The sequence below is a fragment of the Bradyrhizobium sp. CCBAU 051011 genome (genome assembly GCF_009930815.1).
GTDB lineage: Bacteria > Pseudomonadota > Alphaproteobacteria > Rhizobiales > Xanthobacteraceae > Bradyrhizobium.
Window position 1 is genome coordinate 700,797 of sequence record NZ_CP022222.1, and the last position, 22,373, is coordinate 723,169.

21 protein-coding genes are annotated in these 22,373 nt (G+C 64.7%); 9 read left to right on the plus strand and 12 right to left on the minus strand.

From position 1 onward, the window contains the following. Positions 1–29: 29 nt before the first annotated feature. On the minus strand, positions 30–935 hold the full coding sequence (locus ACH79_RS03415) for an alpha/beta fold hydrolase (protein WP_161849763.1): 906 nt from the start codon (positions 933–935) through the stop codon (positions 30–32). 123 nt (positions 936–1,058) lie between these two features. Between ACH79_RS03415 and ACH79_RS03420 the strand changes: the two genes are divergently transcribed. After that, complete coding sequence (locus tag ACH79_RS03420; RefSeq protein WP_161849764.1) at positions 1,059–2,291, plus strand: acyl-CoA dehydrogenase family protein; 1,233 nt, start codon at positions 1,059–1,061, stop codon at positions 2,289–2,291. A gap of 123 nt (positions 2,292–2,414) precedes the next feature. Here the strand turns inward: ACH79_RS03420 and purD are convergent, their stop codons facing one another. Next, positions 2,415–3,695 (minus strand): phosphoribosylamine--glycine ligase, encoded by a 1,281-nt coding sequence (purD, locus tag ACH79_RS03425; RefSeq protein ID WP_161849765.1) that lies wholly within the window; start codon positions 3,693–3,695, stop codon positions 2,415–2,417. A gap of 164 nt (positions 3,696–3,859) precedes the next feature. Here purD and xseA point away from each other — a divergent pair, with 164 nt between their 5' ends. Further along, on the plus strand, positions 3,860–5,479 hold the full coding sequence (xseA, locus tag ACH79_RS03430; protein ID WP_161849766.1) for an exodeoxyribonuclease VII large subunit: 1,620 nt from the start codon (positions 3,860–3,862) through the stop codon (positions 5,477–5,479). A gap of 61 nt (positions 5,480–5,540) precedes the next feature. On the opposite strand, the gene ACH79_RS03435 is transcribed toward xseA, so the two are convergent. Beyond that, complete coding sequence (locus ACH79_RS03435) at positions 5,541–6,377, minus strand: dienelactone hydrolase family protein (protein WP_161849767.1); 837 nt, start codon at positions 6,375–6,377, stop codon at positions 5,541–5,543. Positions 6,378–6,566: 189 nt separating this feature from the next. Here ACH79_RS03435 and ACH79_RS03440 point away from each other — a divergent pair, with 189 nt between their 5' ends. Next, positions 6,567–6,794, plus strand: coding sequence for a DUF2093 domain-containing protein (locus ACH79_RS03440; RefSeq protein ID WP_057861041.1), 228 nt, complete (start codon positions 6,567–6,569; stop codon positions 6,792–6,794). Between the two features lie 350 nt (positions 6,795–7,144). Here ACH79_RS03440 and ACH79_RS03445 read toward each other — a convergent pair whose 3' ends face one another. The 7 genes from ACH79_RS03445 to ACH79_RS03475 all read right to left on the minus strand — a co-directional run bounded on the left by ACH79_RS03445 (position 7,145) and on the right by ACH79_RS03475 (position 13,892). Continuing rightward, the gene (locus tag ACH79_RS03445; RefSeq protein WP_161849768.1) at positions 7,145–8,173 is read right to left on the minus strand and encodes an IS110 family transposase; all 1,029 of its coding nucleotides are present in this window, start codon (positions 8,171–8,173) and stop codon (positions 7,145–7,147) included. A gap of 170 nt (positions 8,174–8,343) precedes the next feature. Continuing rightward, positions 8,344–9,357 (minus strand): tetraacyldisaccharide 4'-kinase, encoded by a 1,014-nt coding sequence (gene lpxK, locus ACH79_RS03450; protein ID WP_161849769.1) that lies wholly within the window; start codon positions 9,355–9,357, stop codon positions 8,344–8,346. After that, positions 9,350–10,636 carry a 3-deoxy-D-manno-octulosonic acid transferase gene (locus ACH79_RS03455; protein ID WP_161856192.1) on the minus strand — a complete coding sequence of 429 codons (1,287 nt, stop codon included), beginning with the start codon at positions 10,634–10,636 and terminating at the stop codon, positions 9,350–9,352. Before ACH79_RS03455 ends, lpxK begins: the two co-directional genes overlap by 8 nt. Positions 10,637–10,646: 10 nt before the next feature. Further along, complete coding sequence (locus tag ACH79_RS03460; protein WP_161849770.1) at positions 10,647–11,360, minus strand: lysophospholipid acyltransferase family protein; 714 nt, start codon at positions 11,358–11,360, stop codon at positions 10,647–10,649. 5 nt (positions 11,361–11,365) lie between these two features. Further along, complete coding sequence (locus ACH79_RS03465; RefSeq protein WP_161849771.1) at positions 11,366–11,605, minus strand: DUF4170 domain-containing protein; 240 nt, start codon at positions 11,603–11,605, stop codon at positions 11,366–11,368. A 90-nt stretch (positions 11,606–11,695) separates the two neighbouring features. Continuing rightward, a complete protein-coding gene (locus ACH79_RS03470) occupies positions 11,696–12,505 on the minus strand; it encodes a 3'(2'),5'-bisphosphate nucleotidase CysQ (protein WP_161849772.1) in 810 nt (269 codons plus the stop codon). Then, entirely contained in the window at positions 12,492–13,892 is a 1,401-nt protein-coding gene (locus tag ACH79_RS03475) for a TldD/PmbA family protein (protein ID WP_161849773.1), read from the minus strand. The genes ACH79_RS03470 and ACH79_RS03475 overlap by 14 nt, the downstream gene beginning before the upstream one ends. A 286-nt stretch (positions 13,893–14,178) precedes the next feature. Between ACH79_RS03475 and ACH79_RS03480 the strand changes: the two genes are divergently transcribed. Beyond that, positions 14,179–14,706, plus strand: coding sequence for a DUF6101 family protein (locus tag ACH79_RS03480; RefSeq protein ID WP_161849774.1), 528 nt, complete (start codon positions 14,179–14,181; stop codon positions 14,704–14,706). Between the two features lie 752 nt (positions 14,707–15,458). Here ACH79_RS03480 and ubiA read toward each other — a convergent pair. After that, on the minus strand, positions 15,459–16,388 hold the full coding sequence (gene ubiA / locus ACH79_RS03485; protein WP_161849775.1) for a 4-hydroxybenzoate octaprenyltransferase: 930 nt from the start codon (positions 16,386–16,388) through the stop codon (positions 15,459–15,461). A 10-nt stretch (positions 16,389–16,398) separates the two neighbouring features. Continuing rightward, a complete protein-coding gene (locus ACH79_RS03490) occupies positions 16,399–17,049 on the minus strand; it encodes a hypothetical protein (protein WP_161849776.1) in 651 nt (216 codons plus the stop codon). 208 nt (positions 17,050–17,257) lie between these two features. Between ACH79_RS03490 and ACH79_RS03495 the strand changes: the two genes are divergently transcribed. The 5 genes from ACH79_RS03495 to ACH79_RS03515 all read left to right on the plus strand — a co-directional run bounded on the left by ACH79_RS03495 (position 17,258) and on the right by ACH79_RS03515 (position 22,286). Next, positions 17,258–18,016, plus strand: a complete 759-nt coding sequence (locus ACH79_RS03495; RefSeq protein ID WP_161849777.1) for a 16S rRNA (uracil(1498)-N(3))-methyltransferase — start codon at positions 17,258–17,260, stop codon at positions 18,014–18,016. A 160-nt stretch (positions 18,017–18,176) separates the two neighbouring features. Then, the gene (locus tag ACH79_RS03500) at positions 18,177–19,343 is read left to right on the plus strand and encodes an ATP phosphoribosyltransferase regulatory subunit (RefSeq protein WP_161849778.1); all 1,167 of its coding nucleotides are present in this window, start codon (positions 18,177–18,179) and stop codon (positions 19,341–19,343) included. Further along, positions 19,340–20,317, plus strand: a complete 978-nt coding sequence (gene hisG, locus ACH79_RS03505) for an ATP phosphoribosyltransferase (protein ID WP_161849779.1) — start codon at positions 19,340–19,342, stop codon at positions 20,315–20,317. The genes ACH79_RS03500 and hisG overlap by 4 nt, the downstream gene beginning before the upstream one ends. A gap of 80 nt (positions 20,318–20,397) precedes the next feature. Beyond that, on the plus strand, positions 20,398–21,444 hold the full coding sequence (locus ACH79_RS03510) for a glycosyltransferase family 2 protein (RefSeq protein WP_161849780.1): 1,047 nt from the start codon (positions 20,398–20,400) through the stop codon (positions 21,442–21,444). Next, a complete protein-coding gene (locus ACH79_RS03515; RefSeq protein ID WP_161849781.1) occupies positions 21,441–22,286 on the plus strand; it encodes a ChbG/HpnK family deacetylase in 846 nt (281 codons plus the stop codon). The genes ACH79_RS03510 and ACH79_RS03515 overlap by 4 nt, the downstream gene beginning before the upstream one ends. Positions 22,287–22,373 lie beyond the last annotated feature (87 nt).

Consider the following 22,373-nt stretch of genomic DNA (forward strand, 5'->3'; position numbering starts at 1 on the left):
CGCAATGACGTGGAGAGTTCAGCGGCAACTCATGCCGCCGTAAAAAACTCCCGCAACAATTTCGCCGTCGCTTCCGGATTCTCCTCCGTCAGAAAATGTCCGGAATCCACCGGCGCACCCTCCACCTTCGTCGCCCACTTCTTCCACGTGTCGAGCGGCGTCGTTGCAGCGCTCGCGATGCCGGCATCGCCCCACAGCGCCAGCATTGGGATCGTGATCTTCTTGCCGGCGTCGAAATCGGCCTTGTCGATCTCGTAGTCGGCATAGGCACCGGCGCGGTAGTCCTCGCACATCGCATGCACGCGGGCGGGATCGCGAAATGGCGCGAGGTAATGTTCCAGCGCGCGCGGATCGATGGCATCGAGCGTCTTCGATTTTGTCTGGCTCGCCATCTTGTACTTCAGGAAAAATTCTCCGTTGCTTGAGACCAGCGTCTCCGGCAGCGGATAGGGTTGCGCCAAAAACGCCCAATGGTAAATCTTCAGCGCCGAGAGCCGGTTCATCCTCTCCCAATAATCATAGGTCGGCGCGATATCGAGCACCGCGAGTTTCGAAAGCCGGCCCGGATGATCGAGCGCCAGCCGGTACGATACGCGACCACCGCGGTCGTGCCCGGCGAGCGCGAAATGCACATGGCCGAGCTGCTCCATCGCCTCGACCATCGCGTTCGCCATCGCGCGCTTGGTGTAGGGCGTATGGCTCTCGTCGCTGCGGGGCATGTCCGACCAACCGTAGCCTGGTAGGTCCGCGATGATCAGCGTGAACTGGTCCGCAAGCTGCGGCGCGACGGGGTGCCACATCACATGTGTCGATGAAAACCCGTGCAGCAGCAGCAATGGCGGCCCCTTGCCGCCGACGCGGGCAAAGATGCGGCCCGACGAGGTGTTGATCCATTCGGACGCGTAGCCAGGAAACAGATCGGCAAGATCGGGCATGGCCTCTCCTCCATGAGCTGCGGCTCTTGCTTCAAACTTTGTTTGCCGTTGCCGCTTTCAGACCGCAGGTTTATGCCATCCCTCAGGTACGACCAAGAGCAACAAGACCCGAGGAAACCAGCGATGTCGATCGATTTCGAAATTCCGGCCGAAGCCAAGGCGATCCGCGAGAAGGTCCGCAAATGGGTCCATGAGGAATGCATCCCGGCGGAGAAGGAACTCGACACCAAGCCGCTCGCCGAAGTGCTCGGCCCGCTCCGCGCCAAGGCCCGCGCGCGAGGCCTGTGGTGCCCGTGGGTGCCCAAGGAATATGGCGGCATGGGCCTCGGTCCGCTGGCGAATGCGCTGGTGCAGATGGAGCTCGGCGAGAGCATGCTGGGCGCGCTGTCGATGAACACGCAAGGCCCCGATGACGCCTCGATGATGACGATCCTGGCCCACGGAACGGAATATCAGAAGGAAAAGTTCCTTAAACCCCTGCTCAACGGCGACAAGCGCATCTGCTTCTCGATGACGGAAAAAGCCGCCGGCGCCGACGCCACCGGCATGCAGACCACCGCCGTGAAGGACGGCAACGAGAATTACGTCCTGAACGGAGAGAAGTGGTTTTCCTCCTCCGCCAGTGTCGCCGACATGGCGCTCGTCATGGCCAAGACCGATCCGAACGCGCCGCGGCACAAGCAGTATTCCACCTTTCTCGTCGAGCTGCCGAACCCCGGCTACAAGATCAAGCGTAACGTCGCCAACATGGCGATCGAGGGACCGCATGACGACGCCCTGCACGGCGGCCACTCGGAGATCGAGATCAAGGATCTCGTGGTGCCGGCCGACAATCTCGTCGGCGGCGAAGGCAACGGCTTTGCCATGGGCCAGCACCGCCTCGCCTATGGCCGCCTGCGCCACGGCATGCACAACGTCGCCAAGGCGCAGCGCGCGCTCGACATGGCCGTCGCCCATGTCACCAAGCGCTCGACCTTCGGCCAATTGCTCGCGGACCGCCAGGCGGTGCAGTTCATGCTCGCCGACTGCGCCAGCGAGCTTTATATCGGACGCCTGATGCTGCTGCACATCGCCTACAAGGCGGAGAAGGGCCTCGATATCAGGCAGGAAAACTCGATCGCGAAAATCTTTCATGCGCATATGGTGCACAAGGTGATCGACACCGCGATCCAGCTCCACGGCGCGCTCGGCTTCAGCCAGGATACGCCGCTCGCAAAGTGGTACACGCAGGTGCGCTCGCAGCGGCTGGTCGACGGTCCCGACGAAGTGCACAAGTGGAAGATCGGCAAAAACGTCATCAAGGCGTTCCGCGAGCACGGCACCACGGCAAGCGCGGCGGGCGGGGATTTGTTGTAAGGCTTGTTTCGTCATTCCGGGGCGATGCGCCAGCATCGAACCCGGAATCTCGAGATGAGTCGCGCAAGGCAACCTCGAGATTCCGGATCGACGCGCATGCGCGTCGTCCGGAATGACCGGAAACTAGCCGCTCCTCTCCTGCTCCACCGCCTGCGAGGCGATGTCGCGGCGGCAGAAGCCATCCGGCCATTGGATACGATCGACAGCCTGATAGGCACGCTGCTGCGCTTCCAACACCGTCTTCCCCATCGCGCAGACGTTCAGCACGCGCCCGCCATTGGCGAGGATGGCGCCGTCCTTCGCCACCGTACCGGCATGGAAGATTTCCACGCCCTCGATCCTGGCGGCATCATCGAGCCCCTCGATACGCGTGCCCTTCCTGTAATCGCCTGGATAGCCCTTCGCTGCCATCACCACCGTCAGCGCGGGATCCGGAAACCAGCGCAGATCAAAGTGCTTCAACTCCCCGTCGCACGACGCCAGGAACGCCGGCACGATATCCGACATCATCCGCAGCATCAGCACCTGACACTCGGGATCGCCGAAGCGGACATTGTATTCGAACAGTTTTGGCCCCCGCTCCGTCAGCATCACGCCGGCATACAGCACGCCGCGAAACGGCGTACCGCGCTTCTTCATGCCGGCGACCGTCGGCAAAATGATCCGCGCCATGATCTGATCGTGGATTTCCGGAGTCACGAACGGCGTCGGCGAGTACGCGCCCATGCCACCGGTGTTCGGGCCCTCGTCATGATCGAACACGCGCTTATGGTCCTGCGCCGTGGCGAGCGGGATCGCGGTCTCGCCGTCGCACAGCGCGAAGAAGCTGATCTCGCGGCCGGCGAGGAATTCCTCGATCACGACTTCCGTTCCCGCCGCACCGAACGCGCCCTCGAACATCATCGCGATGGCGGCCTCGGCCTCATCAAGGGTTTTCGCGACGACGACGCCCTTGCCGGCGGCCAACCCATCGGCCTTCACGACAATCGGCGCGCCTTGCTTGCGCACATAGGCCAGCGCGTCGTCAGCCGTGGTGAAGCGGCCATAGGCACCGGTCGGAATATTGAACTCGGTGCAGAGCGCCTTGGTAAAACCTTTGGAGCCCTCGAGCTGGGCAGCCTGCTTGCTCGGACCGAACGCCTTAATGCCGGCCGCGGCGAGATCGTCGACGATGCCGGCCGCCAGCGGCGTTTCCGGGCCGACCACGACAAGGTCGACAGCGTTGTCTTTGCAGAACTCGATCACGGCGGGATGATTCGCAACGTCAAGCGCCACGCACTCGGCTTCCCGCGCCATCCCGGCATTACCGGGTGCGCACCACAGCTTGGTGAGCAGCGGGGAAGCGGCAATCTTCCACGCCAGAGCGTGTTCGCGGCCGCCGGAACCGAGCAGGAGAATGTTCATGGGGAGTGCAGCCAAATGGAGGGTTGCCGGCAATTGCGCGACGGTTTAGCACGACAGCGGCCGGCCGCAACAACGGGTCTATTCCTGTGTGGATATGTGCCGTGACGCCCCCGTGATGGCCTCCGTACCTTGCGGAAGCGCTGGAAAAGGCCGATTCTAGGCATATGCCTGCTGAGAACCTCATCAACGCGCCTGAATTCACCGTCTCGGAACTCTCCTCCGCGCTGAAGCGGACGGTGGAGGACCGGTTTGGCCATGTCCGCGTGCGCGGCGAAATCTCCGGCTTCCGGGGTCCGCACTCCTCGGGCCATTGCTATTTCGCGCTGAAGGACGAGAGCGCCAAGATCGAGGCGGTGATCTGGAAGTTCGCCCACGCCCGGATGCGGTTCAAGCCGCAGGAGGGGCTGGAGGTCATTGCGACCGGCAAGCTCACGACCTACCCCAACTCCTCGAAATACCAGATCGTCATCGAGTCCCTCGAGCCCGCCGGGATCGGCGCGCTGATGGCGCTGATGGAGGAGCGCAAGCGGAAGCTCGCCGCCGAGGGCCTGTTCGACGAGGCGCGCAAGCAATTGCTGCCCTGGTTGCCGGAAGTGATCGGCGTCGTCACCTCGCCGACCGGCGCCGTCATCAGGGACATCCTGCACCGGCTGCAGGACCGTTTTCCCCGCCGCGTACTGGTGTGGCCGGTCAAGGTGCAGGGCGAAGGCTCCGCCGAGCAAGTCGCGGCGGCGATCCGCGGCTTCAATGCGCTGCCGGAAGGCGGACGAATTCCGCGCCCCGATCTCCTGATTGTCGCGCGCGGCGGCGGCTCGCTGGAGGACCTGTGGTCGTTCAACGAGGAGATCGTGGTCCGCGCCGCCGCCGACAGCGTGATCCCGCTGATCTCGGCCGTCGGCCACGAGACCGACATCACGCTGATCGATTTCGCCGCCGACAAGCGCGCTCCGACGCCGACCGCGGCGGCCGAAATGGCGGTCCCGGTGCGCAGCGAATTGTTCGCCGAGGTCGAAAGCCTGGCGCGCCGCACCATGGTGTGCTGGCAGCGCGGCCAGGAGAGCCGCCGCAATGAATTGCGCGCCGCCGCCCGCGCCCTGCCCAGCTTGAGCGAACTGCTCGCGATCCCCCGGCAGCGGCTGGATCATCTCGGCGCCGCCCTGCCCCGTGGCTTGAAGGCCAATACGCACGCCCATCACCGCCGCTTTTCGCATCTCAGCGCCGGGCTGACGCTGAAGGTTTTGCGCGGACAGGTCGCGCAGGCCAACCATCGCCTCACGGTGTCTGGCGAGCGCATTCGCCTGTCCGCGCGCGCCCTGCTGCGCAGCCGGCGCGATCGCTTCGCCGGGCTGGAGGTCAGGCTGAAGGCCTCAAAGCTCTCCAACGCCCAGGCCCAGCGCAATACCATCGCGCGCGACCGCGAACGCACGCACCGGCTGGCCGAGCGCGCACGCCGTGCGCTGCTAACCGCCCTGCAGCGTCTCGATGCGCGCGTTGCCCATAGCGGGCAATTGCTGTCGGCGCTATCCTATCGCGGCGTGCTCGCCCGTGGCTTCGCCCTCGTGCGCGACGAGCACGGCCACGCGGTCCGTGCCGCCGCCGCAGTCGGGCCAAGCGCACGCCTCTCCATCGAATTTGCCGACGGCCGCGTCGGCGCCACCGCGGATGCGGACCGGCCTCAGGCGACGGCGCCGAATTCAACCGCGCCGAAGGTGGCACCGCGTGAGCCCAAGCCGGCGGCGCCGAAGCGCGTGGTCAAGCCGGTCGATCAGGGAAGCCTGTTCTAAGCTTACCCATTCTCCATCATGCCCGGGCTTGTCCCGGCCATGACGAACAACACAATCTCAATTAGCGCGCCAGCCACTCCGTGACCTGCTGCTGCGAATCCTTTCGTGCTTCCGCATCGGTGCCGATATGCCCGCGTTCGGGCAACGCGGCGTCGGCCCCCGTGATCGCGCGCAGCGGAAGGTTGGCGCGGTCGAAATCGTGAGCCGCCCCCGGATAGACCACGATCCGCGCCAACGCGCTGCGGCCGCGAGCGCCCTCCACCACCTGGCGGCAGGCCGACGGCGAACTGACGTCGTCCTTGGCGCCGATCAACAGCAGCGTCGGCACGCGCGTGCTCCAGCCGAGGCCGGAGGAGATCCGGCAGTCCGGATAGAAGGCGATGGCCGAACGGAAATCCGGCTCGGCACTGCGCGACAATGATTGCGGGCGCACCGCCCACAGCACCGCGCTGGCGCCGTTCGCCCATCCGATCAGGCTGATCCGGTCACGCGCGGCCCAGGGTTGCTGCAACAGCCATTGCCGCGTCGCATTGATATCGGCGACCCGCTCGCGGCGGGCCAGCACCCGGCGCTCCTTGACTTGGCACTGTGGGCCGAGTTCGCGCGAACCATAGCTGTCCGGCAGCAGCACCGCGTGGCCGGTCTTCAGCAATTGCTCCGCCCAGTCGCGGTAGCGCGCCAGCACCGGCTCCGATTGCCCACCCAATCCGCCGCAGCCGTGCAGCGCAATCACGGTGGGAAAGGGCCCTTCCCCGGCGGGCTTGTAGAGCTGCGCGTGCAGCATCAGGCTGGCCGCCGCCGGGATATCGACCTGCTGCGGCGCCGGCAACGGCGCAGCATTTGCCGTGCAAGCCGTAGCAAGGAGCGTCAGGAATAGCGTTGCTGACAACAGGCGCATCGGTCTCTGTCGTATCGGGATAACGCTGCGGGCCCGGTAAAATTTCACGCTATCATGCACCCGGACACAAAATCATCACAAGTCGGTGGGTTTCGGGGGCGGACAGTACGACCTATCTGTGATAGATCGAATCTTGGAAATTACACTTAAGGCCAGTCCTTCCGGATCGGCCCATCGGAGAGTTTGACGGTGCTTAATAAATTCGGTCCCTCGGGCCACGGCGAAGCGCAGGTGCAGTATCTCGATGGCGATTTCCGCGTCATCTCACCCGGAACCTATGTGCGCTGCGCCATCACCGACGTACGGATTCCGCTCGATGAATTGAAATACTGGAGCGTCGATCTGCAGGAGGCCTATTCGGTGCCGAGTGCGGTGCTGCAGCGGCATTTTCCCGGCGCGCTGAAGTCGCAGGGGTGAGCCGTCGTTCGTAGGGTGGGCAAAGGCGCATCGCGCCGTGCCCACCATGTCTTGCACAGTCATCGTTAATGGTGGGCACGCTTCGCTTTGCCCACCCTTCTGTAACGGGCCTCGATTAGTCAATCCCTTTGCGTTGTCCGCCCGCCGGGGTCTCGCTTCTGTACGGGGTCGGCGCAGGGCCGCCACCTGATGGGGTTGGAAGAGGATAGGTCGACCAATCTACGTTGTGCGTGCTCACGAGGGCGACCTGGTGGGCAACGGCCTGACCTGATCCATCGTCCCGGCGAAGGGACTTCGCTTCGAGAAGGCCTGGTGTTGTGACCCGCCCGAAAACTGTTGTGTCTCTCCTGTTAGGCTGCGGCAGCAGCGGCGTTAAAGGGTGTTCCGTCGGCGAGCATGCGATGCATGATCACCGCGAGCCGGCGCGCCAGCGCCACTTTGGCTTTGTTCGTGCCGGCGCGCCGTTTGATCCGCATGGCCCAGCTCTTCAATTGCGAACAGCCTTTGACCGGCTTGGTCAGCATGACGTTGGCGGCTTCGTAAAGCACCGTGCGCACCGAAGCATCACCGATCTTGCTGATCCGGCCGGTGTAGTCGGTCTCGCCGGATTGATGCTTCTTCGGGGTCAACCCGAAATGGGCTCCTGCCTGCTTCGACGATTTGAACCGGGCTGGATCGTCGATCGCGCTGGCATAGGTTAGCGCCACGATTGGGCCGACCGCCGGGACTGACGTCAGCAGCCGTGCTTGCATGTCGGATCGCACCATCCTGCGGATCTGCTTCTCGAAGGCTGCGAACTCGGCCCGCAGCACTGTTCGCACCGCTAGCAGCGCCTTGGCGATCGTTTGCAGGTGCGGGTGGCCCGCCACGAGCTCCTCGATCCGTCCCGCGAACGTCTGCCCGGTCGTCTTGCCAACCTTCAGGCCAAAACCGCGCAGGATCCCGCGCAGACTGTTCTCCACGTCGTGAAGCTTCGATTGCACCAGCTTGCGCGCCGTCAGCAGCGATCGGGTCTCTTGCGCACTCATCGATTTGCAATGCACTGGCCGGAACCAGCCCAGCCGCATCAGTTGCGCGATGCCGCGGGCATCGTTGCGATCCGACTTGACCGGCATCGCCTCGAACGCCTTCCGCACGTGCCGCGTCTCCAGCAGTTCCACGGCAAGGCCGGCTATCTTCATGGCCGCAAACAGCCATTGCGACAATGGTCCGGCCTCCAGCCCGATCCGCTCCAGGCCGAAGCCCAGCGAACCGAACCAGGCGATTAGGGCTTGCGGCTCGCTCGCCACCTTGGCCTCGCGCACGATCTTGCCATTGGCGTCGACAACGCACACGCTCGAGCATTCCAATGACACGTCGATTCCGGCATAATGCTCCATGGTCGTCTCTCCTTGATGCTTGGAGCGAGGCTCATCCCTCTGACTCCGTAACACCATCAATGTGAGGGACGACCGCCCGCCTTCCAGGCAGGTCGCGCGAAGCGCGCCACCCAACACCGCCGTAGCAAGCGCGGCTTGCCTGGAGGGTGGACCGGGGCCCGTTACCCCATCTACGGTTTCTCTCGGGCTTTGAATAACCGGTCGGCGACGAATTTCCGCAACAGCGCCGCGTCGTCGAATTCGAGCGTCACCGCGAACGGCACGATCTGTTTCGCCCAGTCCGGCAGACCGTCACCGCGTCGCAGCCGGGCCAGATCCTTTTCCGTCGTCACCAGCGTCAGCCCATCGCGTTTGGCCTCGACAATCAAGCCTTCGGTCTCGCCCTGCGAATACGGATGATGATCGGCGAAGGCACGCTGCTGGACGACATCGACGCCGCTGGTCCGCAGCGTATTGAAGAATCGCGCGGGATCCCCGATGCCGGCGAACGCCAGCACGCGCTCGCCGCGAAGCTTTGCCACCGCCGCCGCATCGGGCTTCAGATGCGCTGACAGCACCGGCTTGCCCTGGGCTGCAATCGCTGCCGCCACCGACGCCGCGGCAGTGCCGTCGCCGACGACAATGAGCGCGTCGGTGCGCGCCAGTTGCGGCCGCAGCGGGGCGCGCAGCGGACCGGCAGGAAACACCTGCCCGTTGCCGATGCCGCGGCCGCTGTCGATCACGATCAGCGACGCGTCCTTGACGATCGCCGGGCTCTGGAAGCCGTCGTCCATCACGATCACGGTCGCGCCTTGCGACCGCGCCAACGGCACGCCGTCCGCGCGGTTGCGCGACACCACGATTGGCAAATGGCCCGCCAGCATCAGCGGTTCGTCGCCCACATCGGCCGCTGCATGCCGCTCCGGATCGACCCTGACCGGTCCGCGCAATGCCCCGCCATAGCCGCGGCTGAGCACGACCGGCGTCTCGCCGAGCTCACCCAGCAGCTTCGCCAGCGCCAGCACGGTCGGCGTCTTGCCGGCGCCGCCAACGTGATAATTGCCGACGCAGAGCACCGGAATGCCGGCATTCAATCCCTTGCGCTGAAGGCGCTGGACGGCGATGGCGCCATAGAGCGCGCCGAGCGGTTTCAATAGATGCGAGTTGAGCGAAGCCGGGCCGTGCCAGAAGCCCGGCTCACGCATTGGCGGCTCCCATCTCGATCCGCAATTGCAAGAGATACGGCTCGAGCGCGGAGAGTGTTCGCTCCAGCGCGCCGCCGAGTTGCCCGACCACGCGCTCGGACGCGGTCAGCACGGCCTCGCGCGCCTTGTGATCGGCCAACATCTGCCCGAACTGCTTCACCAGCGCTTCCTGCGTATCGGCACGCCGCGCGCCGCCGGCGGAATCGAGGGCCTCATAGACGTCGGTGAAATTGAAGACGTGGGGGCCATGGACGACGGAGGCACCGAGCTTGATCGCCTCGATCGGATTCTGCCCGCCATGCTCGACCAGCGATCCGCCCATGAACACGATCGGCGCCAGCCGGTAGAACAGCCCCAGTTCGCCCATGGTATCGGCGACATAGATGTCGGTGGTGGCGGTCGGCAAGTCCTCGTGCGAGCGCAGGGTCGGATTGAGACCGGACGCAGCAATCATGCGGGCGATGGCTTCGCCGCGATCGGGATGGCGCGGCACGATCACGGTCAACAGCTTTGGAAAATAGCCGGCGAGCGTCCGGTGGGTTTCGGTCAGGATCTCTTCCTCGCCGGGATGGGTGGAAGCAGCGACCACGACCGGCCGGCCGCGCGTCATCGACATCAGCATGTCCAGCTTGTTGCCGTCGGCCGGCGGCGCGGGAACGTCGAGCTTGAGATTTCCCGTGACGATGACGTTGTGGCTTCCGAGCGCGGTGAATCGATCCGCATCGGTCTGCGACTGCGCCAGGCAGATGTCGAATTTATCGAGCAGCGCCGAGATGGTCCCCTGGACTCGGCGCCAGCGCGGGAACGAGCGCTGCGACATCCGCCCATTGATCAGCACCATCGGCAGCCGCCGCGCGGCGCTCGACAGGATCAGGTTCGGCCACAGGTCGGATTCGATGAACAACGCCAGCGACGGCCGCCAGTGATCGAGAAACCGCGCCACGTAGCGCGGTGAGTCGTAGGGAACATATTGGTGAATGACATCGGGCGGGAACCGCTTGGCGACGATCGCAGCCGACGTCACCGTGCCCGAGGTCAGGAGAATGCGCAGGTTCAAGGCCCGCAGCCGCTCGATCAGCGCCGCTGCTGCCAGCACTTCGCCGACGCTGGCGCCGTGAATCCAGACCAGCGGCCCTGCGGGGCGGACATCGGCGGTCATGCCGCGGCGCTCGCCAACCCGCGCAGGGTCTTCCTTGCCAAGCCTCAACCGCCGGCTGATCAACGCAGGCGACAACGGTACCATGGCGGACGAAAGACTCCGGTAGACGCGCAACGTCATCGGCAGCGAATTAGCCAAGAGCGGCCTCCGGACGCCCGACCGCCTTGTAGGCGCGACGGGTCGCTTCGTTCAGATATTCTTCTACCTGAAGGCGCAGCTTTTCCATAGTCTCGGCATCGGCATCCGGCGGTACATGAACAGCTTCGATGCCGACCACCGCACCGCGCCCGAATGGCAGATTGATGGTGGAAGAATCCCAGTTCTTCAACCGGATGAAGCGGCTCGTCACCATCGCAAAGGGCATGATCGGCCGCCCCGACTCACGCGCCAGCATGATGATGCCGAGCCCCACCACCCGCGCGCGCTTCGGCACGTCGGCGGTGGTGGCGACGTTCCACTTGTCCTCCAGCGCCTGCAGCATCTCCCTGAAGGCGCCGACGCCGCCCTTGCGGTGAAAGGCGCCGCCATGATCGCCGGAACCCCGGATGGTTCCGATGCCGAGCCGCTCGGCGGCGATGGCGTTGAATTCGCCGTCGCGGTGCCGCGAGATCAGCACCTTGGCGCGGTGGCTCTCCTTGGTCTTGATGAACGGCGTCATGAAGTGCTGGCCGTGCCAGAACGCGAAGATCGCCGGCATCTCCGGCTCGACCCGCGCATAGACGTCGGTCGGCTCATAAGTGAAGCGATTGGTCAGCCAGACCAGCCGGAGATATTCGGCCGCAAGCACACCCAGCGCGCGCTGAACGAAGGTGCTGCGCAGCAAGTCGCGAATGAACCGTTTCAACTGGATTACTTCGTGTCTTGACCTGGATCGAGCAGCCGGTGGAGGTGAACCACGAAATAGCGCATGTGGGCGTTGTCCACGGTCTGCTGCGCCTTCGCCTTCCAGGCGGCGTGTGCGGATGCGTAATTGGGATACACGCCGACGATGTCGACCTGGTCGAGGTCCTTGAACGTGACGTGTTCGAGATCGGTCAATTCGCCGCCGATGACGAGATGCAGCAATTGCTGCGGGGCACTATCTGGCATGATGGACTTTCCTAACGAGGTGCCCGGCAAAGGAGCGATACTCTGAATCGCGGTATGAATGGAATGATTTGTGGCACGGATTCGACCGATTCAGGGCAGCCGACGATCCCGGAAATGCTCGACAATGCGCGCATGCCGATCGTTTCCCGCCGCCACCAGCACCCCGTGCACCACTTCCCGGCGATTATACTCAATCGCATCCCCCGAGAGCGCGGTCATTCTACCATTCGCTTCGTGCACGATCAAATTCGCCGCAGCAAGATCCCAGTCGCGGCTCTGGCCACCGGCAAAGGCGGCATCCAGATTGCCGTCGGCGACCCGGCACAGGCGCAGTGCCAGCGACCCGATCCGCGGATGCAGCGTGATCTCATCCGGTGACCCGCTTAGCCGCTGCACCAGCGGCTTCGGGCCGGCCATGCGGGAAAAATCCAGCTCCGTTCCCGCGGTCGCACGCACCGACCTGTCGTTGCAGGTGGTGCCCTGGCCGCGGATTGCGAAGAAGAATTCGTCGCTGACTGGCGCGAACACCGCCGCCAGCACCGGCTCAGCTCCCGCCACCAACGCCACGCTGACGCACCAGTCCTCGCGGCCGGCGAGATAGGCGCGGGTGCCGTCGATCGGATCGACGATCCAGACCAGTTCCTTGCCGAGACGCGCGTCGTCGTCGACGCTCTCCTCCGACAGCCAGCCATAATCCGGCGTCGCCGCGCGCAGCCGCCGCTCGACGAGATCGTTGACGGCGATGTCGGCCTCCGAGACCGGCGAGGAGGCGCCCTTGGTCCAGTTCTTCAATTCGGTGCGGAACAGCGATAGCGCCAGCGCGCCGGCTTCGCGCACGGTGTCCCGCAACAGCGCGGCATCGCGCGCCCAGATTCGGTCGGCGGTATCAGCGTCCGCCAAGCGTCAGGCCCTCGATGCGCAGCGTCGGCGCGTTCACGCCGTAACGGAATTCCAGGTCGTTGGCGGGAACCAGCGACTTGAACATCGCCAGCAGATGACCTGCGATCGTCACCTCACTGACGGGATAGGTGATCTCGCCGTTCTCGATCCAGAATCCGGAGGCGCCGCGGCTGTAATCGCCGGTCACACCGTTGACGCCGGAGCCGATCAGGTCGGTGACGTAAAAGCCCTGCTTGATGTCGGAGATCAGCTCCTTCGGCGTCATCGCGCCGGCCTCGAGATGCAGATTATACGATCCCGGCGATGGTGACGACGAGACGCCGCGATGGGCATGTCCGGTCGTGACCAGCCCGAGTTCGCGCGCGGTGGCGCAGTCGAGCAGCCACGTGGTCAGCACGCCCTCGTCGATCAGCGCGTGCTTTTTCACCGTTACGCCCTCGGCGTCGAAGGTTTGCGAGCGCAGGCCGCGCACGCGCAAGGGATCATCGATGATGCGGATGTTCTTGGCGAATAGTTGCTCGCCCATCCGGTCTTTCAGGAAACTGGTCTTGCGCGCGATCGAGGCGCCGTTGATAGCGCCAACCAGATGGCCGACCAGCGATCCCGACACCCGTGGATCGTACACGACCGGCACCTTGCAGGTCTCGACCTTGCGCGGATTGGCGCGCGCCACGGTGCGCTCGCCTGCCCTGCGGCCGACGCTTTCGGGAGAATCGAGGTCAGAGGCGTGCGGTGCCGAGGTGAAATCGTAATCGCGCTCCATGCTCGTGCCTTCGCCCGAAATCGCGGTCACCGAGATGCCGTGGCTGGAGCGCAAATATGAGCCGTGGAATCCGGTCGAGGTCACCAGCACCATGCCGCCGATGCCGCTCGAGGCGGACGCGCCGCTCGACTTGGTCACGCCCTTGACCGCAAGAGCTGCGGCTTCCGCTTCGCAGGCGCGGCGCTCCAGTTCGCTTGTGGTCGGAATATTGCGGTCGAGCAGATCGAGCTCGGCGAACTCGCGCGCCAACAGCGAGGGATCGGCAAGACCGACATATTTGTCGTCAGGCGCGACGCGGGCCATCGCCACCGCCCGCTCGGCGAGCTTGGCAACGCCGTCGCCGGAAATATCGTTGGTCGAGACCACGGCCTGGCGCTGGCCGACCAGCACGCGCAGGCCGACATCGTCGCCTTCGGATCGCTCGGATTCCTCGACCCGGCCATCGCGCACTTCGACGCCTTGCGAGACGCCCCGCACCGCAACCGCGTCCGCGGCATCCGCGCCGGCGCGCTTGGCGGCCTCGACCAGGCGCTGCGCCAGCGTCGAGAGCGCCGATTGATCGAACAGGTCGGTGGTTGCGGAGGCTTTCGAAAGCTGTGGCGAGCTGGATGGTGAAGAGTTCACAAACAAAATCCCTGAAATGGAGGGGCTTTAGGGCGCCAATCGCCAAGGCCTTCAGATGTGCCGGAATCACGGGCATTTCAAGCATTTTGCGCCGCCAAATACCAAACATTTTCGGCATTGGCGCAAGGTCTCGTCAATCATGCGCGCCAAGGTCTTGTCAATCATGCGGGGAGATCCATGGCAGGTGACCACTCCTTAACCAGGCTTTTTAAGGCGAAACGGAAACGCTTCCGCTAAGGTCTCGCGTATCGACCGGGAACATAATCCCGGCGGGGAGATGAGAGCCGTGAGGCGTCAAACAGCAACAAGCGGGATCAATCCCGCCGGGTCGAGCTGCGTCATGCGGCTCGACCCTCTTTCTCTGCCGCTGAGCTTCCAAGCGCACGACACCCGTGCGGATGGCGGCGTGCGGAAAATCGAACTTCATCGCGAACGCGTCGTGCTGCACCGTGCCGTCAAGGGCATGCGGATGGCGATCAACGTCCGCGTCAGCGACTTTCTCGGCGTCGCATTGCGCGGCCTCGACGACGACGCGCAGATGCTGGTGCTGGCGCATCGCGATCCATCGTTGAACATTCCCTTGTGCGTGAGTTCCGACCACGAGGAGATCGCCTCCGCCTGGCAGATGTGGAGCGACATCTTTGCGCTGCCACTGCTGACGGAAGATGACGATCGCGAACCGGCCGCCCGGCGCCGCCGCCACAACGCCGTCCGCGCCCGCCGCCCGAAATTCCTGGTGCGCCGCCGGCTCGGCAATCCCGACAACACCGAGACTGTTCATCGGGACGAGCGCGAGATCATCGCGCGGGATTGAGGCCAGACCCGTCATTGCGAGCCAACGGGTCGCGCAAATGCGCGACCCGTTGGCTCGCAATGACGGTGGACATAGTTTCGCATTCTCGCGACGCCTTTCGCCCGAGGTTTGCATCTTCGTTTGTCCCTCCAGAACTTAGAGGGCGCAGGGAAGACCGGGTGCTTGCTGCACCCGCGGTCTCGCGTGCGATTTGCGCAAACAAAAATGCACACGAGCATACAGGGCAGCGGGAACACTCCGGCCTTCCCTGCGCAATGGCTTTACGGCTTACTTCGTGCTCTTCCCGGAGAACGGCTCTTTTGCCTCCGTCGCCACGAGAGAAGCTTCGCTTCTCTTTGACTTAGCGCCAGCACCGCGGCGCCCGAACCACACGACTTCGCCGTACGCCTCACGTCACGTACGTCGTCGTGACATCAGCGTCCATCGCATCTCACCGCACGTTCGTGACGTTCGCGAGCGCCCCTCAATCGGGTGAGACGAACGGAGTCATGCCGCTGATTTGGGTGACATGTTAAGCGGAATATTTTTGATTCCCGGGCTTGACACGATTTCTGAAAATCAGAAGTGATTTGCCCGCCGAGCCAATTGGCCGCAAGCCGCGCGTCGAGATTGCGCTTGCGCGCGAAGCAAATCAGCTCGGGACGCCGTAGGGTGGGCAAAGGAGCGCTAGCGACGTGCCCACCATCTATCACCGATCGTGCGGCTTGATGGTGGGCACGCTTGCGCTTTGCCTACCCTACGAGATCGAGGAACTAAGCGCGCAGCACCGCGTCGACCAACAATCCCGCAAACAGCAACAGCCCCGCATCACGGTTGGACTTGAAAAGGCGCAGGCACAGCGCGGGATCGCGGATGTCCAACGTCTTTATCTGCCAGGCAAGATGCGCGGCGAACGTAATCAATCCGATCCAGGCCGGCCAGCGTGCGCCGCCGAGCACCAGCGCTGCGCCGATCAGAACCACGGCGAGCGAATAAAACACCGAAAGCGCGAGATGAGTGCGCTCGCCAAAGAGACGTGCCGTGGACTTGATGCCGATCAGCGCGTCGTCCTCGGTGTCCTGATGGGCGTAGATCGTATCGTAGCCAATCACCCAGGCGATCGAGCCAGCATAGAGCACAAGCGCGGTCAGGTCGATCCGGCCGAGCGTGACCGCAAACCCCATCAGCGCGCCCCAGGAGAACGCCAGCCCCAGCACCACCTGCGGCCACCAGGTGATGCGTTTCATGAAGGGATAGATCGCGACGATGACGAGCGAGGCGATGCCGGTCAGGATCGCGAAGCGGTTGAACTGCAGCAGCACTGCCAAGCCGATCAGCGCCTGCAGCACCAGGAAGGCGAACGCCTGCGTCACGCTGATCTGCCCGGCGGGCAATGGCCGCGAGCGCGTGCGCTCAACGCTGGCGTCGAGGTCGCGGTCGGTAATGTCGTTCCAGGCACAGCCCGCGCCGCGCATGACGAAGGCACCGATGAAGAACAGCACGATCACGAGCGGCAATGACGAGATGTCGCGCGCAACACCGGCGGCGAGCGCCGCCGACCACCAGCACGGCATTAGCAACAGCCACGAGCCGATCGGACGGTCGAAACGGGAAAGCCGCAAATAGGGCCGCAACCAGAGCGGCGCACGCGTATCGACCCAGTTGCCGGTCGCATCGGCAACGCGGGTGGTCGCGTCGCTCATCTGATCGGGGTCATCGCGCGAGAACGTTGCCGTTCAGCGTATCGAAGGTGCTACCGCCCTTCTTCACGGCTTGCGCCTCGGGCAGCGCCGCCGAGCCGAGCACCTCGCTGAGGCTCGGGCCGGCCGGCCGTGCTTGTGCCGCCTGCTGCGCGACGGCGCAGACCTGATTCTGCATCTTCTCGGTGTTCTTGTGGCCGTTCTTGAGCTGCTCGGCGATCTGCGGCGGAATTCCGCATTTGGCCGAGTTGGTCTCGACATATTTGATCATCTTCACTTCGGCCTGGCCGAAATTTTTGATCAGCTTGCAAGCCTCGTCCGGCGGCGCCTTGCGGTCGCTTGCGGCCTTGATCATCTTGCCGCGCTTCTCGGCCTCCTCGCGCAAGGGAACAAACCCTTTCATGCAGGCATCTGCCGAACCGCTGGCCTGCGGCGGCGGCCCGCTGAATCCGCCGGAAACCGGGGCGGCGCCCTGCGAGGGGAAGGGCGACGGCGCGCCGACCGTGGCCGACGGCGCAGCGCCATTGACCGGCGGAAACGGCGAAGCCGCGGGTGCGGCGCTCTGGTTCGGGAGCGGCGCCGGAAAGGCGCCCTGCGCAAAGGCGTGGCCCGCGTGGAACGTCACGACGGCAGCGGTCAGCGGCACAATCAGGCGGCGGATCATCAAGGGTGGTTCTCCGGCGAGGTCAGGCAAGTCCCCAACGTGTCCCGAACGAAGCAGATTTGCGAAACAGCTTTTTACGATTCCTGCCGCCGCTTAACAACCCGTGGATTGGGGCAGCAGCGCGGCGCAGGGCCGCCCCAAAAGTTAAAAATAGCGTCCGGATTCTAGCGCTTTAGGCTAAAAGCGCCCGGAAAACGGAACCTTACCGATGCCTGAACTCGATTTCCGCGCCCCTCGCCTGTTCGTCGATGCCCCGTTGCGCGAGGGCGAGAGAATCGCGCTGGAACGTAACCAGAGCAATTATCTGGGCAATGTGCTGCGGCTCTCCGCCGGCGACACCATCCTGGTGTTCAACGGCCGCGACGGCGAATGGCAGGCGACGATCGAGGGCCGAAAGCGGCCGGACGGTTTGATTATCGCAGCCAGGACGAGGCCGCAGGATCGCCTGCCCGATATCGCCTATGTCTTTGCGCCGCTGAAACACGCCCGTCTCGACTACATGGTGCAGAAGGCGGTCGAGATGGGAGCCTCGAGCCTGCAGCCGGTGTTGACGCGGCACACCCAGGTCTCGCGGGTCAATGGTGAGCGGATGCGCGCCAATGTCATCGAGGCTGCCGAACAATGCGGGATACTCAGTCTGGCCGAGGTCGCCGAGCCCGTTGTGCTCGACCGCTTTCTCGACAAGCGCGACCCGGCGCGGCTCCTGGTGTTTTGCGACGAGGCCAGCAACGTCAAAGCTCCGGTGCAAGCGCTGCAGACGGCGCAGGCCGCAGCTTCCGGCATCGACGTGTTGATCGGCCCCGAGGGCGGCTTTGCCGGGGAGGAACGTGAGCTTCTCCTGCGCCAGCCGACTATCCTCCGGCTCTCCCTGGGACCGCGGATTCTGCGGGCCGATACGGCCGGAGTGGCCGCGCTGACGCTGGTCCAGGCGGCACTGGGGGATTGGCGGGACCCGGATGGTCAGTGACGCGATAACCGGTGAGGCCACCGCCCATTAATTCAGTTGGCCGATCCCTGTCGAAACGTTGCTCCGGCCATGCTAAGGCCTGCGCCAACGAGCGCCCCGGAACCGCCGGGAGCCCCCAAATCAACCCTGAACCCGGGTTTTCCGGGCATTTGGACCTAAGATGACCGCGACCGCTGCCGTCAGAGGTGCTGCCGGGTCCGCCGCTTGGGCGGACGCGCTGCTATTGTCGTTTGCACAAGGCGGCTACGTCCAGGCGCATCCGGCCATCCTGCAGCCGGCCGAGCCGTTTCTCGACCTCTCCGGCGAGGACATCCGCAAGAGCCTTTACCTGACCACCGACGCCTCCGGCGAGGAACTCTGCCTGCGCCCCGACCTGACCATTCCGGTGGCACGCGATTATCTCGCCTCGGGGCGCGCCGGCCAGCCGGCGGGCTTTTCCTATCTCGGGCCGGTGTTCCGTTATCGCGGCGGCCAGCCGAGCGAGTTCCTGCAGGCCGGCATCGAGTCCTTCGGCCGGCAGGACCGCGCCGCGGCGGATGCGGAAATGCTGGCGCTGGCGCTGGACGCGACCTCAGTCTTCGGATTGAAGGATGTCGAAATCCGCACCGGCGACGTCGCGCTGTTCAACGCGCTGATCGATGCGCTCGACCTCTATCCGGTATGGCGGCGGCGGCTGATCAAGGATTTCAACCGCAAGGTCAGCCTCACCGCTGATATCGAGCGGCTGACGCTCGCGACCGCGCCCGGCCGCAACGAGTATGAGGGCGTGCTGGCGGCGCTGGCCGGCTCCGACCGCAAGGCGGCGCTGGCGCTGGTCACCGACCTGATGTCGATAGCCGGCACCACCAATGTCGGCGGACGGACGGTCGACGAAATCGCCGACCGCTTCCTCGAACAATCGACCTTGAAAGGCGGCGCGCTGCCGCGCGATGCACTCGACACCATCAAGCGCTTCCTCGCGATCGCGGGCGACCCGGACGAATCGGTTAAGCAACTGCGTACGCTGGCATCGGACGCCAAGCTCGATCTTGCGGCGGCGATCGACCAGTTCGAAAGCCGCGTCGGCTTCATGGCCGCGCGCGGCATCGACACCAAGCTGACGCGGTTCTCCACCTCGTTCGGCCGCGGGCTCGATTATTACACCGGCTTCGAGTTCGAATTGCACAAGAAGGGCAACGGCGTCGAGCCGCTGGTCGGGGGCGGACGCTATGACGGGCTGATGACGCAGCTCGGCTCGCCGACGCCGATCCCCGCGGTCGGCTTCTCGGTCTGGATCGAAGCCTTGACGCAATACGGCCAGCCCGTATCGCAAGGGAGCGCCGCATGACCGCCCCCTTCGTTCTCGCCGTCCCCTCCAAGGGCCGCCTGCAGGAAAACGCCGAGGCGTTTTTCACCCGCGCCGGGCTTTCGCTGGCGAAGCCGCGCGGCGCGCGCGACTATCGCGGCACTATCGCTGGCCTCGACAATGTCGAGATCGCCTATCTCTCGGCGAGCGAAATTGCCTCGCAACTGGCACGCGGCATGGTGCATCTCGGCGTCACCGGCGAGGATCTGTTGCGCGAAAGCATCCCCGATACCGACAAGCGCGTGCTGTTGATCGACAGCCTCGGCTTCGGCAGCGCCAATGTCGTGGTCGCGGTGCCGCAGGCCTGGATCGACGTCCGCACCATGGCCGATCTCGACGACGTCACCACCGGCTTCCGCGCCCAGCATAACCGGCGGATGCGGGTCGCGACCAAATACATCAATCTGACGCGTAACTTCTTCGCCGCCCATGGCGTGGTCGACTACCGCATCGTCGAAAGCGCCGGCGCCACCGAAGGCGCGCCCGCTGTCGGCACCGCCGAGATGATCGTCGACATCACGACCACAGGCGCCACGCTTGCCGCCAACGGGCTGAAGGTGCTCGACGACGGCGTGATCCTGCGCAGCCAGGCCAATCTCGTGGCGTCCCGCGAAGCCGACTGGTCGGCTGACGCCCGCGAGACCGCGCGCGTCATCCTCGATCACATCGCAGCCCGAGCGCGAGCCAGCAAATATCGTGAAGTCCGCACCCGTTTCGCCGGCTGCAACGATGCGCTGCTCAAGGACGCACATAACCGTTTCGGCGTAGTGGCGCCGTTCGGCGGGCCGACGTCGTCGGGCATGCTGACGCTGCACTGCCCGCCGGTGCATCTTTACGCGCTCGGCAGTTTCCTGCGCGAGCACGGCGCCGATACGGTGTCGATCGCCTCGCTGGACTATGTGCTCGACCGCGAAAACCCCTTGTTCGCCAAGCTAGAGGCGTTCCTGCGGCAATAAGGCTGCCGTTTCGTTCATCGTTGCGACAGGTGGGGCCGAGTAACATATGCTGTTTTGGAGCACTAATTGGGACCTGATCGATGACGCTCGGCTCTGACGTTTCCCGCCTGACGACCACCGCCTCCAGCGCGGCGGCCAAGGGACTGTCGATCGTCGTGCCGCTGTACAACGAAGCGGCGGGGCTCGCTGTGCTGCACGAGCGGCTGGTCGGCCTCGCCCGGACGCTGAAGGCGCGTTACGGGCTGGCCAGCGAGGTCGTCTATGTCGACGACGGCAGCGCCGACAACACGCTTGTCATCGCGCGCACGCTTGCCGCCGATGCGCTCGACGTCCAGGTGGTGTCGCTGTCGCGCAATTTCGGCAAGGAGGCGGCGCTGATGGCGGGCCTCGACCATGCCCGCCTTGGCGCGATCCTGTTCATGGACGGCGACGGCCAGCATCCGCCTGATATGGTCGAAAAGCTGGTCTCGCACTGGATCGATGACGGCTACGACGTCGTCTATACGGCGAAGGCGCATCGCGACAATGAATCGTTCCTGCGCCGCCAGGCGGTGCACGGCTTCTACGCGCTGATCAACTGGGGCGCGCGGCAGAAGATCCCCGAGGACGCCGGCGATTTCCGCCTGCTGTCGCCGCGCGCCGCCGCCGCGCTGCGCCAATTGCCTGAGCGCAACCGCTTCTTCAAGGGCCTGTCGAACTGGATCGGCTTCCGCCAGATCCGCGTCGATTACGAGCCGGCGGCGCGCGCGCATGGCGTCACCACGTTCAGCCCAAGCCGCCTGATCGGCCTGTCGATCGAGGGATTGACGTCGTTCTCGGTGGCGCCGCTGCGCTTTGCCAGCCTGCTCGGCATGCTGCTGGCCATCAGTGCCTTCCTGTTCGGCCTGACCATTCTCTGGGAGGTCTGGACCACCGGCAAACAGGTCCCCGGCTATCCCTCGCTGATGATCGGCATGATGACGATCGGCGGCGTGCAGCTCATCATGATCGGCATCGTCGGCGAATATATCGGCAAGATTCTCTCCGAGTTGAAGGCGCGTCCGATCTACTTCGTCGCCGAGCACTCCGAAAAGCGCGCCGATGGCGAGACGACGGCCAAAGCCAGCGAACGGACCGCTGCCGAATGAACGATGCCGCGCCGCCGCGCCGGATCTGGCTGTGCGCCGACGATTACGGGTTGGCCGAAGGCGTCAACCGCGCCATCCGCGATTTGATCTCGCGCGGCCGTCTCAACGCCACCTCCGTGATGGTGGTGGGACCTGCGATCGGCCGCGCCGAAGTCACCGCGTTGCAGGAGGTTGCGGCGACGAGCGCGCGCTGCGCGATCGGGCTGCACGCGACGCTGACCGCGCCGTTTCGTCCGCTGACGATGCACTTTCGCCCCGTCGACGGCGGCCTGTTTCTGCCGTTTCCAAAACTGCTGCGCGCCGGCCTGTTGCGGCGGATCGATCCAGGCCTGATCGAGGATGAACTGTTGGCTCAGCTTGCGGCCTTCAAGGAGCTGTTCGGCCGCGCGCCGGATTTCGTCGACGGCCATCAGCACGCGCAACTCTTCCCCGGCGTGCGCGACGCCTTTCTGCGCGCGGTCAAGGAGGCGGCGCCGGACGCCTGGGTCCGCCAGGGCGGACGCCTCAAGCCATTTGGCCAACTGCTCGGCGCGCCGAAGGCGTTGGTGCTCGACGTCCTCAGTGCGCAATTCCGCAAGCGTGCGACTAGCGCCAAAATCCCGTTCAACCCCGCCTTTGCCGGCGCCTATGATTTTTCGACGTCGCCCGATTTCGGCGCGCTGATGGGGCAGTTCCTCGAAGGGCTGCCGGAGGGCGGGCTGGTGATGTGCCATCCCGGCTTTGTCGACGAAACGCTGGAGGGCCTCGATCCCCTGACCACGCAGCGCGAGGCGGAACATGCGTTTCTCGCAAGCGATCGATTCGCGGCATTGCTGGCGGCGAATAAAGTTACACTGAGTTGACGCATATCCGGGCAATCCACCCGGCGTTTTGTCGCATACCAAAATTTAATTCGGCCGCCCACTACTTGCGACACAAAGCCCGCCCTA

Bases quoted from the DNA above. Each gene is read 5' to 3' on its own strand.
- ACH79_RS03445 (WP_161849768.1), bottom strand. From the start codon at position 8,173: ATGGAGCATTATGCCGGAATCGACGTGTCATTGGAATGCTCGAGCGTG.
- ACH79_RS03415 (WP_161849763.1), bottom strand. From the start codon at position 935: ATGCCCGATCTTGCCGATCTGTTTCCTGGCTACGCGTCCGAATGGATC.
- purD (WP_161849765.1), bottom strand. From the start codon at position 3,695: ATGAACATTCTCCTGCTCGGTTCCGGCGGCCGCGAACACGCTCTGGCG.
- ACH79_RS03435 (WP_161849767.1), bottom strand. From the start codon at position 6,377: ATGCGCCTGTTGTCAGCAACGCTATTCCTGACGCTCCTTGCTACGGCT.
- ACH79_RS03500 (WP_161849778.1), top strand. From the start codon at position 18,177: ATGACCGCGACCGCTGCCGTCAGAGGTGCTGCCGGGTCCGCCGCTTGG.
- ubiA (WP_161849775.1), bottom strand. From the start codon at position 16,388: ATGAGCGACGCGACCACCCGCGTTGCCGATGCGACCGGCAACTGGGTC.
- xseA (WP_161849766.1), top strand. From the start codon at position 3,860: ATGCCTGCTGAGAACCTCATCAACGCGCCTGAATTCACCGTCTCGGAA.
- ACH79_RS03510 (WP_161849780.1), top strand. From the start codon at position 20,398: ATGACGCTCGGCTCTGACGTTTCCCGCCTGACGACCACCGCCTCCAGC.
- ACH79_RS03490 (WP_161849776.1), bottom strand. From the start codon at position 17,049: ATGATCCGCCGCCTGATTGTGCCGCTGACCGCTGCCGTCGTGACGTTC.
- ACH79_RS03420 (WP_161849764.1), top strand. From the start codon at position 1,059: ATGTCGATCGATTTCGAAATTCCGGCCGAAGCCAAGGCGATCCGCGAG.
- lpxK (WP_161849769.1), bottom strand. From the start codon at position 9,357: ATGCGTGAGCCGGGCTTCTGGCACGGCCCGGCTTCGCTCAACTCGCAT.
- ACH79_RS03465 (WP_161849771.1), bottom strand. From the start codon at position 11,605: ATGCCAGATAGTGCCCCGCAGCAATTGCTGCATCTCGTCATCGGCGGC.
- ACH79_RS03515 (WP_161849781.1), top strand. From the start codon at position 21,441: ATGAACGATGCCGCGCCGCCGCGCCGGATCTGGCTGTGCGCCGACGAT.
- ACH79_RS03495 (WP_161849777.1), top strand. From the start codon at position 17,258: ATGCCTGAACTCGATTTCCGCGCCCCTCGCCTGTTCGTCGATGCCCCG.
- ACH79_RS03455 (WP_161856192.1), bottom strand. From the start codon at position 10,636: ATGACGTTGCGCGTCTACCGGAGTCTTTCGTCCGCCATGGTACCGTTG.
- hisG (WP_161849779.1), top strand. From the start codon at position 19,340: ATGACCGCCCCCTTCGTTCTCGCCGTCCCCTCCAAGGGCCGCCTGCAG.